Here is a 12,937-nt window from a genome sequence, read left to right on the forward strand (position 1 = left end):
GGCTGACTATGGGCAGGATAGGTTAACGGCTCCTTAACTCACACCTGAATGCGTTTGTTGGAACCGGATGGAACCGGCGTGTCACCCTTTTGCGCGTCAATCAGGTTGCGCGGCCACGAGACTTTGACGATCGCGCCTGTCCGGTCCTTGTGATCAGTCAGATGCTGATACGGATCCGTGCCATTTGCGAATTTCAGCTCGGCACCGCTGCGTTCCAGCAACGTTTTTGCGATGAACAGTCCCAGTCCCATGCCTTCGTATTCCGGCCGGGTTCGCAGGTCGGCTTCGGCCCGTCTGCGGCGCATGAAGGGATCACCTATGCGTCCAATCATGTGCGACGGGTAGCCGCGCCCGTCATCCATGATGCTGACGGTGATCCTGCTGTCTGTCCATTCGGCTTCGACCCAGACATTGGCGCGGGCGAAATCCACGGCATTCTGGATCAGGTTGCGGAGCCCGTGAATGATCTCGGGCTTTCGCAGGATCGAGGGTTGCAGCACGTCTCCGCCCTGCGTCGGGCCTTCGGAAAAATGAACGACCTTGCCCCGGTCAACATGCGGTTCGGCGGCTTCGTTCACCACCGTCGAAAGCGGAGCCTGCCGCAAATGCAGGTCATCTTTTCCGGCACGACCCATATCGCGCAAAATGTCGCGGCACCGATCAGCCTGCTCGCGGATCAAGGCGGCGTCTTCCTTGAGGTCGGGGCGGTCGTCCAGCTCTTCGATCAGTTCCGCACTTGTCAGTTTGATCGTGGCCAAGGGGGTGCCCAACTCGTGCGCGGCAGCGGCGACCACGCCACCCAGATCGGTCAATTTTTGCTCGCGGGCCAGCGCCATATGGGTGGCAGCCAGCGCTTCGGACATGGATTGAACCTCGGAACTGACGCGGTGAGAATAAGCACCGATAAAGACGATGGCGATAATAATAGCCGCCCAGTTGCCAAACAGCAGGATTTCCGGAATGTCCAGAAACACTCCGATGTTGGTCCGCAGCGGCAGGTGGAATTCCGCCAGCAGAGTGGTCAGAACAATCGCAACAGCCCCGACAATCAAGGTCGACCGTGTGCTCATCACATTGGCGGAAATCGTGACCGGCCCCAAAAGCAGAAGGGCAAAGGGGTTGTTCAGACCGCCCGTCAGATACAACAAGATCGACAGTTGCAGCAGATCGAACAGAACCATCAGGAAGTTTTCGAACTCGGACATCCGCTTGTTCTGTGGAAACAACAGAATGGCAGTCAGGTTACCCATGACCGAGATCCCGATGGCCAGATAGCACAGGCCCAGTTCCAGCTGCACGTGATAGTATTGCTGGGCCACGGTGATGGCGGTGATCTGACCAAAAATGGCAACCCATCGCAACAGGATCAGGGTGCGCAGGCGGATCCAGCTGCTGCGTTCCTGGCCGCGCCAAAAAGTCTGATTGGAATCTGCCATCGGTCGCTTATGTCCTGTTGCAAAGGCTGGTCATCTTGATAGGTGTCCCGGCCGGAACGATCAACAACCCCTTGCGACCGGAAAACCGAAATGACCCGCCTATACGCAATTCTTGCAACTCTCGTTCTGGCTATTGGCCTAGGTGCGATGTGGCTTTTGACGCGTGGGGGCGGATCCGGCGACCAGTTTGCACAGTGCCGATCCGGGCAGATCGCCGGGGGGACCGCTGCTATCGGCGGGCCGTTTGAACTGGTGAATGGCAAAGGTGAGACGGTGACCGACAAAGACGTGATCACCGAACCCACACTTGTCTATTTCGGATACACATTCTGCCCCGATGTCTGCCCGTTTGACATGTCCCGCAATGTTGAGGCCGTGGATATCCTGAACCAGCGCGGACAGTCGGCCACTGCGCTGTTCATCTCGATCGATCCCGAACGGGACACGCCCGAGGTTGTGGATGATTATGCCTTTAACTTAGGCGGCAAAACGATTGCCTTGACCGGTTCACCCGAACAGGTCAGGGCGGCGAGCAAGGCTTACAAGACCTATTACAAGGCACAGGATAAAAGCGACGAATTCTACCTTGTTGACCATTCCACCTTCACATATCTGGTGACGCCCGAACATGGTTTCCTTGAATTCTTCAAGCGCGATGACACGGCCGAACAGATGGCGGACAGGGTCGGGTGCTTTCTGGACCAGGCAGCGCATTAACAAGGTTGTTTGACCTTTGTTTCTGCGCTGCTATTACTCATGTTTAAGCCAAAGGCATGAAATAGCGGAAAGACCTAACATATGGCAGACAGTTCTCAGCTTGATATCGGCCCTGACAAATCCTTGCTTTTGGTGGATGATGACGAGCCGTTCCTGAGACGTTTGGCCAAGGCCATGGAAAAGCGTGGGTTCGAGGTTGAAACCGCAGGATCCGTCGCCGCAGGCCGCGCAATTTCCACCGCCCGCCCACCGGCTTACGCGGTTGTTGACCTGCGACTGGAGGATGGCAACGGTCTGGATGTGGTTGAGGTTTTGCGCGAAAAGCGCCCTGACAGCCGGGTCGTGGTTCTGACCGGGTACGGGGCGATTGCGACTGCGGTTGCTGCCGTAAAAATCGGCGCAACCGATTATCTGTCGAAACCCGCCGACGCCACCGACATCACCAATGCGCTGCTGGCCAAGGGTGACGAATTGCCCCCGCCGCCGGAAAACCCGATGAGCGCGGACCGCGTGCGTTGGGAGCACATCCAGCGGGTTTATGAGCTGTGCGACCGGAATGTCAGTGAGACCGCACGGCGGCTGAACATGCACCGCCGGACCTTGCAGCGGATACTAGCGAAACGCAGCCCGCGTTGAGACTATAACCTAATCACCGCAAAAAACCCCACTCAGCGTCACTGAAGGGAACACTTTATTTCAGCGCAAAGCTGCTGTGTCAGGTGACGATAACCGATTGGATTGGGGTGTAGGCCGTCCGATGTCCACTTGTCGATGTTATCACTATACCCGGGAGGGGAGTTGAGAAACGTGCAGTTTCCCATCTCCAAGCAAGCTTGTTGTGCTGCAATGTTGTAGGTGGTTCGAAACGTTTCGTTTTCGATAGTCCAAGTTTCGCTTGCGACAGGCAGAACGGCACGCCAGATCAATCTGTCTACGGAGGTGAACACATCCGCTAACTGCTTAACATATTTCGGAATCTCCTCCAGAGGTGTGTCGTTCAGGGCGTCATTAACCCCAACACCCAAGTACCAGACCGGAACATGAGTGATGAGCTCCGGGTGTACCCTTGCTATTAAGCCTTGGGTTGTGTCCCGACTGATTCCCAGATTCAATGCGTTTGAAACGATGTTGCTGGTTAGCCATCCCTCGATGATGGAATCACCAATAAATGCGATTTGAATATTCGGTGACGCTAGAGCTTGGGAAATCGGTCGTTTGTGCAGCCACACCATTGTCTGATAGTGTTTAGTTTCTGTGACGGGAGTATGCGCTCCGGTAAGCTTGCGTACTGTCTTCGCCAGATACCCAGTTCTGATCAACACGGCTGCTAGCGCCAGGATCAGCACCAAATTTGTTGCAAGCAAGATCCGGTTCCCAATCGGCCGTTTCGCGCTCATTTCACCATTTCCTTTAGCTGTTCAGGTTGCAAGTCGCTAAAGTAGCGCGAGAAGCACTGTGTGCCGATCTGTGTAGGCTTTCCTTACTTCGACCGGTGGTCTCAACGTAATCTCCAATCCCTCCATCACCGCTTTATCCGGGCGACCAAAGAATTTCGTCGCCTCAGCCTCGGAAAAGCCCGCGATCTGGGTGGCCTCCATCCAGGCGCTGATCTTGTCGGCTTTCTTGATCTGCCGCTTCACCGTTTTCGGCACCGCGGCTGGCAGGCCGAAGCGGATGTGAATTGCTGCCGCCAGACGGTCATCCAAGGCGCCGTAACCGGGGCCCACAGCGGATTTGACCGGCGAAATCATGTCGCCGATCACGTATTCCGGCGCATCATGTAACAGGGCTGCCAACCGCCACTTGACGGGTGTCTTGGGGGCAATTCTGCCGAAGAGTTCCTCAACCAACAGGGAGTGTTCGGCCACGGAATAGGCGAAATCGCCGCGTGTCTGCCCGTTCCAGCGCGCCACAAAAGCAAGCCCATGGGCGATATCTTCTATCTCGATATCCACCGGGGTCGGGTCCAGCAGGTCCAGCCGACGCCCCGATAACATGCGCTGCCATGCCCTGGGTTGTGTTGCCATTTTGCTATGCCTCGCCTGACCGGACGCGATTGCGCCATATTTTTGTGTTATGATGTACCTGTCTGGATCACTTGCTGCCAACAGTTTCTTGAGCATTTGTGCTTTGAAACGGCGCGCCATGATCCCGACATCAAAACCGAGGGGGGCACATGCTTCTCCCGGTGTGCTCCTCTCGACCGTGAAACGCGAAACGATAGGAGTTTGTCATGTTCAAGCGTTTATTCGCCATTGCCTTGACCTTTGGAATGGCCGCGACCGCCCCACCAGCTTTTGCCCGAAGTTGCGCAGATCGCGACGATATTGTCACCAGATTGCAGGAAAACTACGCCGAAGAATTGGCCTTTGGCGGTTTGCAAAAGACGCGCGACGCGCAATCTGTGATGGAGGTCTGGGCCTCGAAGGAAACGGGCAGTTATACCGTTTTGGTAACCAATGCGAACGGAATCAGTTGTATTGTTGCCGTTGGCACAGATTTTTTTGAAGCGATACCAAAGATAAAAATCGAAGGCACGCCAAGCTGAAAGCGGCCAGCAGGCTTCCGGTAACAGTCTTCAAAGTTGCCACCTGCCCCAAGGAGTGCTAGGGGCAGCCGGGACTGTGATTTACCGAAAATGGAGCGCCTGATGGCCGTGGACTATATCGTTAAAGACATTTCGCTGGCCGGGTTCGGCCGCAAGGAATTGGACATTGCCGAAACCGAGATGCCGGGGCTGATGTCCCTGCGTGCGGAATATGGTGACAGCAAGCCTCTGACAGGTGCGCGTATCGTTGGGTCGCTGCACATGACCATCCAGACCGGCGTTCTGATTGAAACGCTGGTTGCGCTGGGTGCGGATGTGCGCTGGGCGTCGTGCAACATCTTCTCGACTCAGGACCATGCCGCCGCCGCGATTGCCGAGGCGGGCATTCCCGTCTTCGCCATCAAGGGTCAGACGCTGGAAGAGCATTGGGATTATCTGGATAAATCCTTCCTGTTTGAAGACGGTCCGAACATGATCCTCGACGATGGTGGCGACGCGACCCTTTACATCCTGCTGGGCGCGCGTGCTGAGGCAGGCGAAGACGTCATCCCTGTTCCGGGTTCGGAAGAGGAAGAGGTGATCAAGAAGCAGATCGCCAAGCGTATGGCGGCCAGCCCCGGTTGGTTCACCAAGATGCGCGACCAGATTCAGGGTGTGTCCGAGGAAACCACCACCGGCGTGAACCGTCTGTATCAGCTGGTGAAAGACGGCCACCTGCCGTTCCCGGCGATCAACGTGAATGACTCGGTCACAAAGTCGAAATTCGACAATAAATACGGATGCAAGGAATCGCTTGTTGACGGTATTCGCCGCGCCACCGACACCATGATGGCCGGTAAGGTTGCCGTGGTTTGCGGCTATGGCGACGTGGGCAAGGGCTCGGCCGCCAGCTTGCGCGGTGCAGGTGCGCGCGTGAAGGTGACCGAAGTTGACCCGATTTGCGCGCTGCAGGCTGCGATGGATGGGTTCGAAGTGACCTTGCTGGAAGACGAAGTTGCCAGCGCGGATATCTTCATCACCACCACCGGCAACAAGGACGTGATCCGCATCGAGCATATGCGCGAGATGAAGGACATGGCCATCGTTGGCAATATCGGTCACTTCGACAACGAGATTCAGGTGGCTAGCCTGAAGAACCACAAGTGGACCAACATCAAGGAGCAGGTGGACATGATCGAGATGCCTTCGGGCAACCGTCTGATCCTGCTGTCTGAAGGCCGTCTGCTGAACCTTGGCAATGCCACAGGTCACCCGTCTTTCGTGATGTCGGCTTCGTTCACCAACCAGGTTCTGGCACAGATCGAACTGTTCACCAAAGGTGACCAGTACGAGAACAAGGTCTACATCCTGCCCAAGCATCTGGACGAAAAAGTGGCCCGCCTGCATCTGGATCGCATCGGCGTGAAGCTGACGAAGATGGATGCGGATCAGGCGGCGTACATCGGTGTCAAACCGGAAGGTCCATACAAGCCGGAACACTACCGCTACTGATTGTCGTCTGACGATGACGCAGAACAACGGTCGCCGCCGGTTTCTTTACTCGGCGGCGTTCTTTGTTTTCAGGGTTCTGGTTGTGGTGATCGTGCTGGGCGGCGGCGGCTGGGTGCTGTTGGCGCATCCAAAGACACCGGTGCCATCGCACTGGAACCCGTTGCGCGACCTGAAAGTCAGCGCGCCGGTCACGCCGGTCACCAGGTATCAACTGAACCGCGCCGTGGCGGACGAAACCCAGTGTCGGGCTACGTTGGCCGAAGCGGGGGTTCATTTCGAGGCGATGGAGGATCTGGTCATTGACCAGAACTGTGGCATTGCCGCACGCGGCCTTCTGACCCGACTGGCCACCTCGCATATCGAAGCCGTTGAAACCAGTTGCGCCACGACATTGCGGCTGGCGATGTGGGAACACCATGTCGTGCAGCCGGTCGCGCACGAACTGCTTGGAACCGGTATTGCCCGATTGCGCCATGTCGGAAGTTACAATTGCAGGCGCATGCGCACCCTGAAGGGTGAAAACAACGGATGGAGCAGCCATGCCCGTGCGGACTCGATCGATATCATCGGTGTAGAGACGAGCGATGGCCGCGTGCTGACCCTGTTAAAGGACTGGCACGGCTCTGGCGCCGAACCCGCGTTCCTGCGACAGATCTGGCGGGGCGCGTGCGACTGGTTTCGTGTGGTTCTGGGCCCGGACTTCAATCGCTTGCACGCGGATCATTTCCACCTGCAAGGTTCTGGCTGGGGGTACTGCAGATAGGTCTTGCATTCTGTGCCTTCCAGCCCCCGTTAAGGGGGAGGAAACGCAGTTTTTTATCCTTTTTGGCAGACCTGTGACACGTCTAATCTCGGCTATCGGTGATTGGTGCCGGATTAACGGATTAAGGAGATTAGGACATGGGCAAGCGCGACGAGCTGATCGCCAAATACGCTGAAGATCTGAAAAACAAATGTGGGATGAACCCCGATATGGACCTGCTGACCAAGGTCACAATCGGTTGCGGCCCGGCGATTTATGACGCAGATGCGGCAACTGTTGCAGCCAGCCAGGAGTCCGAGTTGGAAACCGTCAAAAACAACTTCCTGATCAAGAAACTGGGCTTGTCCGATGGTCCCGAGCTGATGGCAGCGATCAACAAAGCCATGGAAACCTATGGCATGTCCGAGCGCAACAAATACCGCGCCGTGGTCTATTACATGCTGACCAGGCATTTCGGAAAAGAAGCCGTTTACGGCTGATCTTTCCGCGCATTCCTGAAACGCCTGTCGCCTTCCCGGCGGGCGTTTTGTATTTGAGTTGTTTTTTAAGGACTTGGCGTTTGAAATGCTGGGCGCGGGTGGGCTAAGGTCAAACCGTGACCAGGACGGTCAGAACCAGACATTTCCATACGCGTGTGGTGAGTAGGGAGCACGCGGGGGTAGGGAAGGTTCTGCATCGTCAGGGCCTTCCCTCATTACTTATCTGAACTCTTTTAGGATACGCGCGATAAGGTTTTCTGCGCTGTCAGGCTGAACGGTTGAATTGTCGTCCGCATTTCCGCCGCTGCCTTCCAGATAAACCTCGATCCGCCCCGGGCGCGTCTTGCTGCCCGAGCTTGTGAAGTCCCGTGCGATACCCCCAAGTGCATCGGCGGCCATCGCGGCGTTTTCGGCGTCATCGGGATGGTAAAACCGGACCTGAGTTTCTCTGACCCGGTATCCCACCCGAGCTGTTGCCACCACCGTTGCCTGACCTCGGGCAAGCAGTTCCAATGCCCGGTTGCTGGTCTCTTGCGAAACTCTCGACGGTACAAAAAGCGAGACCTCCAGACCAATGGCTGGCGCCAAAAGAAGCGGTTTCACCTCGGTGTAGGGTCGATTGGCGGGTGTGTCGATCTCTTGCGGAATGGGATCATGGGCTATCTGTGATGTCTGCGATAATCCGCCCTTGTTCAGCGGATTGAGATTGCGAAATCGTGGATCAAACCGGGCTGGAATCGCGGCTTGAATGTCTGAAGCAGTTGCGACGGCCAACATGGGTTCCATCTGTGCAGGAATGAAAATCTTGGGCGGCGTTAAGGAAACTTCCGGCTTCTCCGTTGCCGCTTCAGGATTCGGGCCGGTTGCAAACTCGCTTTCCGGCATGACAGTGTTTTCCGGTTCCTGGGCGGGCGTTGCATCGGATTGATCCAAAATTACCGGATCGACGGACTCGCTATTTGGCTTGTCCAAGGGTTCGCTGACGTCGGCGGGGATTGAGAAAGGCTCAGGCTCGGAGGCCCCTGAAACCAAAAGATCCTCTGGCGAAGGGGCGTCTTTCGGGTCCGGCAGGCTGGTGGTTGCAGCCTCAGGCGGTTCTTCGGGGACCAGAAAGGTTTCAGAAAGCGCATTCAGAACAGCCTGATCTTCTGCGTCTGCGGATGGCCAGTCATCAAAAAGATTTGCAACGACCCATTGCAAGGCGGCCCCACACAAAAGGGCAAGCAGTACTAACGCGACCCAAGTTTTCCGTTTTTTTCTGACGCGCGGTTTGTCCAGATATAGCGAACGGACCCGCTCGGAAACGATCTGCTCAGTATCTGTATCATCCGGAGGGGGAGGATTGTCTGTCTGGACAGATGTCGAAACAGGTTCTTCCTGCGCCTTCGCAAGCACCGACGCGCGCTTCTCCCGCGCCTCTTTCAGGCGCGCTTCCCAGGTTTTCGTGCTTTTCGCAGCAACGGTGTTATCGAGTGTCCCGTTGCCGTTTTCAGTGTCAGACACGGGGTTCAAACTTTCAAAACATATCGAATTTATCCGAACAACACCAAGCGGTTACGGCCAGAGCAATCATAACCTTCAGATCCCTACCCGGTGTAGCCCTTGGAAACATAACACCTTGCCGGACGTTTGAGAAGTTTTGCACCTGATACAGAACGGCAGGTCAATCCGGCTGCGTTTCACCCAAGGCGCAGACCACTTTCCATTGATCGTCTGTTACCGGCTGAACCGACAAACGAGAGTTTTTCACCAGCACCATGTCGGAAAGCCGTTCGTCGGCCTTGATCTGGTCCAGTGTCACGGGCTTGGAAAATGGTCGGATGGCCTTGATATCCACGCATTCCCAGCGCTCATCATCGGTGGAACTGTCGGGATGTGCCTCGGCGCATACCTCGACAATACCCACAACCGATTTGTCCTTTTGAGAGTGGTAGAAGAACCCCCAATCCCCAATGGCCATCTGACGCATGAAATTGCGCGCCTGATAGTTGCGCACACCGTCCCATTCCTCGCCCGTGTCCCCCTTGGCCATTTGCTGGTCCCAGCTCCAGGTCGAAGGTTCGGACTTGAAAAGCCAATACGCCATCAGCCGATCACCTTTTTCCAGGGAATCAGCTCAACCGACTGGAACAATCCTGCCTTTGCATAGGGGTCATTATCTGCCCAGTTTTGCGCAGCAGCCAGATCTTCGACGTCGAGCACAACCAGCGAACCGATCATGGCGTCGCCATCCAGCAGCGGCCCTGCCTGCGATACAACACCCGTTTCTTCGATATAGGCCAGATGGGCCGCGCGATTGTCCAGCCGGGTTTGCAGTGCCCCGGCTTTGTCACGGGCGATGAGTGCGATCTGCATGTTATTCCTCCTTGAGTGGGCGATTGAGCAGATTTTGGATGGCCTCGGTTACCCTGTAGGCACCATGGCTGAGATCCGCCACAGTTGTACTGATGGGCATGTCCAGCCTTTCCCTGACGGCAATCTCTGACATGGCGCGCGCAGTGGCGACGCCTTCGACGGTAGTATGTTGGTCAAATGGTTGGTTCAGACCCAAACTAAGGCCAAAACGGTAGTTTCGGGACAGTTCTGAGGAGCAGGTCAACACCAGATCCCCAAGCCCGGACAAGCCCATCAGGGTGTCAGGACGCGCGCCACGCAGGGTGGCAAAGCGCTGCATTTCCGCAAAACCGCGAGTCATCAACGCGGCCCGGGCGCTGTCCCCCAACCCCGCGCCGATTGCTGCGCCGCAACCGATGGCCATGATGTTCTTCAGCGCCCCGCCAAGTTCAGCACCTATGGTGTCAGTGGTCCGATAGAGGCGCAGATTCGCAGTGGCCAGTTTGGTCTGCAATGCTTTGCCAAGATTCGTATCACCGCAAGCCAGCGTTAACGCAGTGGGCAAACCGCGCGCTATGTCATCAGCAAAACTGGGTCCTGTCAGCAAAGCGATCGGGGCGTCGGGGACAACATCCCTGATGACCGCAACGGGCCCGAGGCCAGAATCCAACTCTATCCCCTTACAGCAAGCGACCAATGTCTTGCCGCGCAGCACCGGGGCGTGATCCTGCAAGGCGCTGCGCAATTGCTGCATAGGAACAGCCAAAAGCAGAATGTCAGCCTTCGACGCCTCAGCGATATTTGCGGTTACGGCGATGTTCGTGGGTAAGGAAACCCCAGGCAGCCGGGTGGAGTTTTCGCGCGTCTCGTGCATCTGCCGCGCCTGATCGGCGTTTCTGGACCACAGCGTTACCGGCCCGTTGCCTGATAGCGAGATCGCCAAAGCGGTACCAAACGCGCCGGATCCCAGGACAGATATGTTCATGCCTTGGCCCCTTTCTTACCGCTGCCCAGCATGGCCGGGCTGCGTTTATCCAGCGGCCAGCGGGGGCGGGCAATCAGGTCCAGACCGTCGCGCGCGCCGGTGCGAAAGCGTTCAAGACCCGCATAGGCAATCATCGCGGCATTGTCCGTGCACAAAGCCAGCGGAGGTGCCGTAAACCGGGCACCTTTCTGGGCACAAACAGACTCTAACGCTGTCCGAATGGCCGAATTCGCCGCCACCCCACCTGCGACCGCGACAACGGGATCAACAGGGTTGTGATCAAGGTACAGATCAATCGCGCGGCGGGTTTTCTCGGCTAATGTGTCCACAATGGCCTGCTGGAACCCTGCGCACAGATCAGCACGGTCCTGACGGGTCAGCCCACCCTTATCGGCCACGATCTGGTCGCGCATCCGCATCAACGCTGTTTTCAGCCCCGAAAAAGACAGGTCACAGCCGGGCCGGTCGAGCAGTGGCCTGGGAAAGCGGAACCGCTGGGGATTACCATCACGGGACTCAGCCTCGACAGACGGGCCGCCGGGTTGCGGCAGGCCCAGCAGGCGAGCGGTCTTGTCAAAGGCTTCCCCTGGCGCATCGTCGATGGTGCCGCCCAGGCGGGTAAACTGCTCGGGGGTATGGGCGATCAGGTATTGGCAATGGCCGCCCGACACCAGAAGCATGAGGTAAGGGAAGGCGATGCCGTCCGTCAGGCGGGGTGTCAGGGCGTGACCGGCAAGATGATTGACGCCAATCAGCGGCAGGCCCGTGGCGGCGCTCAGCCCTTTGGCACACATGACACCGGACATGACCCCTCCGATCAGACCGGGCCCGGCGGTGACGGCAATGGCGTCCAGGTCGCGAAGTGACAGACCAGCGGCCTCCAGCGCCTGCACGACGCAGACATCCAGCTTTTCGGCATGCGCACGGGCCGCAATCTCGGGCACGACACCGCCAAAGGCGCTGTGCAGATCGGTTTGACCGTGCACCACAGAAGACAGGATTTCGGCTTTGGCACCTTCGGTCTGGCGCACGACCGCTGCGGCTGTGTCGTCACAGCTGCTTTCCAAACCCAATACGGTAAGTGTTTGCACCATCACCCTGATCCGTTGCATCATGTATATACGGCGGGGTATCACCCTGCGCGGATGCAAACAATCCTGAAGGGTCAAGGCGCCACACGTTGTTTTTGTTGATGACCCGCCCTCGCTCCGCCTCGGAAAGGTTTGTCGAGCAGCTGCCAACCGGCGTCAGATCCCGGGTTCAGGTCCTCTATTCGCCGATCATGGAAATCCGGCCTCTGCCAGTTGCGGTGGATACCAAAGGTGTAAAGGGACTGATCTTTACATCGGCCAATGCGGTGAATGCGGCGGTCTCGAAAGGTGTTGACCGCACTCTGCCGGCCTATTGCGTGGGACCCGCAACAACCGGTACCGCGAAAGGGTATGGGTGGCAGGCCAAGATGGTTGGAACCACGGCAGAAGAATTGGTCGGGCATCTGCTCAAGCATCGGCCCAAAAGCCCCCTTTTGCACCTGCGGGGTGAGCATACACGGGGCAATGTCGCTGGCAGCCTGACCGAATCTGGTCTGACCGTTCGGGAACAGCCGGTCTATCAGCAGCGATTGTTGCCGCTAACACCCGAGGCAACCGAGGCCGCCAGAGGAGATCAGCCTATTATTGCTCCGCTTTTCTCGCCGCGTACGGCGCGACATTTTGCCGATATCTGGGCCGGATCAGCCCCCCTTTGGCTGGTTGCGATCAGCCAGGCTACGGCTGATCCCCTTTATTCCTTGGGCTATGAGCACCTGAAGATCGCAAAACATCCGACACCGAAGAAAATGCGTAAAGCTGTTAAAAAGCTTGCGAAACATGTGTTGCGGGTTGAGGGAGGCGAGGTCCCCGATTAACTTAACCTGGGCTGTTATTCATCTGAATTTGGATTCGATAAGGGGAATATTGCGGTGGCTGGTAAGAAGAAATCCGATCAAAAGCCGGTGGAACCCCTCCTAGCGGATGATGCAGTTGAAACTGATCTGCGGCAGGACGATACGCCTGTTGACCCGACTGAACCTGTAGAAGAAGACCTGTCCGAAGCCGAAGCCGAAGCCGAAGCCGAAGCCGAAGCCGAAGCCGAAGCCGAAGCCGAAGCCGAAGCCGAAGCCGAAGCCGAAGCCGAAGCCGAAGC

At 57.1% G+C, this 12,937-nt stretch carries 16 protein-coding genes; 8 read left to right on the forward strand and 8 right to left on the reverse strand.

The window, feature by feature from the left end; translation table 11 throughout:
• Positions 1–38: 38 nt before the first annotated feature.
• Positions 39–1,436, reverse strand: a complete 1,398-nt coding sequence (gene regB, locus ACR0EK_RS09010; RefSeq protein ID WP_480496378.1) for a sensor histidine kinase RegB — start codon at positions 1,434–1,436, stop codon at positions 39–41.
• 90 nt (positions 1,437–1,526) lie between these two features.
• Here regB and ACR0EK_RS09015 point away from each other — a divergent pair, with 90 nt between their 5' ends.
• Positions 1,527–2,153 carry an SCO family protein gene (locus ACR0EK_RS09015; RefSeq protein ID WP_267366429.1) on the forward strand — a complete coding sequence of 209 codons (627 nt, stop codon included), beginning with the start codon at positions 1,527–1,529 and terminating at the stop codon, positions 2,151–2,153.
• 81 nt (positions 2,154–2,234) lie between these two features.
• Positions 2,235–2,789, forward strand: a complete 555-nt coding sequence (locus tag ACR0EK_RS09020) for an ActR/PrrA/RegA family redox response regulator transcription factor (RefSeq protein WP_050604676.1) — start codon at positions 2,235–2,237, stop codon at positions 2,787–2,789.
• 38 nt (positions 2,790–2,827) lie between these two features.
• Here ACR0EK_RS09020 and ACR0EK_RS09025 read toward each other — a convergent pair whose 3' ends face one another.
• Positions 2,828–3,550, reverse strand: coding sequence for an SGNH/GDSL hydrolase family protein (locus tag ACR0EK_RS09025; RefSeq protein ID WP_480546093.1), 723 nt, complete (start codon positions 3,548–3,550; stop codon positions 2,828–2,830).
• A gap of 36 nt (positions 3,551–3,586) precedes the next feature.
• Entirely contained in the window at positions 3,587–4,180 is a 594-nt protein-coding gene (locus ACR0EK_RS09030) for an HD domain-containing protein (protein WP_480482603.1), read from the reverse strand.
• A 206-nt stretch (positions 4,181–4,386) separates the two neighbouring features.
• On the opposite strand from ACR0EK_RS09030, the gene ACR0EK_RS09035 reads away from it, so the two are divergent.
• The 4 genes from ACR0EK_RS09035 to ACR0EK_RS09050 all read left to right on the forward strand — a co-directional run bounded on the left by ACR0EK_RS09035 (position 4,387) and on the right by ACR0EK_RS09050 (position 7,434).
• Entirely contained in the window at positions 4,387–4,701 is a 315-nt protein-coding gene (locus ACR0EK_RS09035) for a hypothetical protein (protein ID WP_480482605.1), read from the forward strand.
• Between the two features lie 102 nt (positions 4,702–4,803).
• A complete protein-coding gene (gene ahcY, locus ACR0EK_RS09040; protein ID WP_480773112.1) occupies positions 4,804–6,192 on the forward strand; it encodes an adenosylhomocysteinase in 1,389 nt (462 codons plus the stop codon).
• Positions 6,193–6,205: 13 nt separating this feature from the next.
• Complete coding sequence (locus ACR0EK_RS09045) at positions 6,206–6,955, forward strand: extensin-like domain-containing protein (RefSeq protein ID WP_480482607.1); 750 nt, start codon at positions 6,206–6,208, stop codon at positions 6,953–6,955.
• A 137-nt stretch (positions 6,956–7,092) separates the two neighbouring features.
• Positions 7,093–7,434 (forward strand): DUF2853 family protein, encoded by a 342-nt coding sequence (locus ACR0EK_RS09050; RefSeq protein WP_480482609.1) that lies wholly within the window; start codon positions 7,093–7,095, stop codon positions 7,432–7,434.
• 219 nt (positions 7,435–7,653) lie between these two features.
• Here the strand turns inward: ACR0EK_RS09050 and ACR0EK_RS09055 are convergent, their stop codons facing one another.
• The 5 genes from ACR0EK_RS09055 to tsaD form a co-directional block, all read right to left on the reverse strand.
• A complete protein-coding gene (locus ACR0EK_RS09055; RefSeq protein WP_480898737.1) occupies positions 7,654–8,937 on the reverse strand; it encodes a hypothetical protein in 1,284 nt (427 codons plus the stop codon).
• Between the two features lie 160 nt (positions 8,938–9,097).
• The gene (locus ACR0EK_RS09060) at positions 9,098–9,520 is read right to left on the reverse strand and encodes an EVE domain-containing protein (RefSeq protein ID WP_480773012.1); all 423 of its coding nucleotides are present in this window, start codon (positions 9,518–9,520) and stop codon (positions 9,098–9,100) included.
• On the reverse strand, positions 9,520–9,789 hold the full coding sequence (locus ACR0EK_RS09065) for a YciI family protein (protein ID WP_480773011.1): 270 nt from the start codon (positions 9,787–9,789) through the stop codon (positions 9,520–9,522). Before ACR0EK_RS09065 ends, ACR0EK_RS09060 begins: the two co-directional genes overlap by 1 nt.
• Before the next feature lies 1 nt (position 9,790).
• Complete coding sequence (locus ACR0EK_RS09070) at positions 9,791–10,753, reverse strand: NAD(P)H-dependent glycerol-3-phosphate dehydrogenase (protein ID WP_480898740.1); 963 nt, start codon at positions 10,751–10,753, stop codon at positions 9,791–9,793.
• On the reverse strand, positions 10,750–11,847 hold the full coding sequence (gene tsaD / locus ACR0EK_RS09075; RefSeq protein WP_480898889.1) for a tRNA (adenosine(37)-N6)-threonylcarbamoyltransferase complex transferase subunit TsaD: 1,098 nt from the start codon (positions 11,845–11,847) through the stop codon (positions 10,750–10,752). Before tsaD ends, ACR0EK_RS09070 begins: the two co-directional genes overlap by 4 nt.
• 98 nt (positions 11,848–11,945) lie before the next feature.
• On the opposite strand from tsaD, the gene ACR0EK_RS09080 reads away from it, so the two are divergent.
• Positions 11,946–12,659 (forward strand): uroporphyrinogen-III synthase, encoded by a 714-nt coding sequence (locus ACR0EK_RS09080; protein ID WP_480773009.1) that lies wholly within the window; start codon positions 11,946–11,948, stop codon positions 12,657–12,659.
• 54 nt (positions 12,660–12,713) lie between these two features.
• Positions 12,714–12,937: hypothetical protein (locus tag ACR0EK_RS09085; RefSeq protein WP_480913684.1), on the forward strand; the 224-nt coding region annotated here is incomplete at its 3' end.

The organism is Ruegeria sp. AE4 (assembly GCF_056542185.1).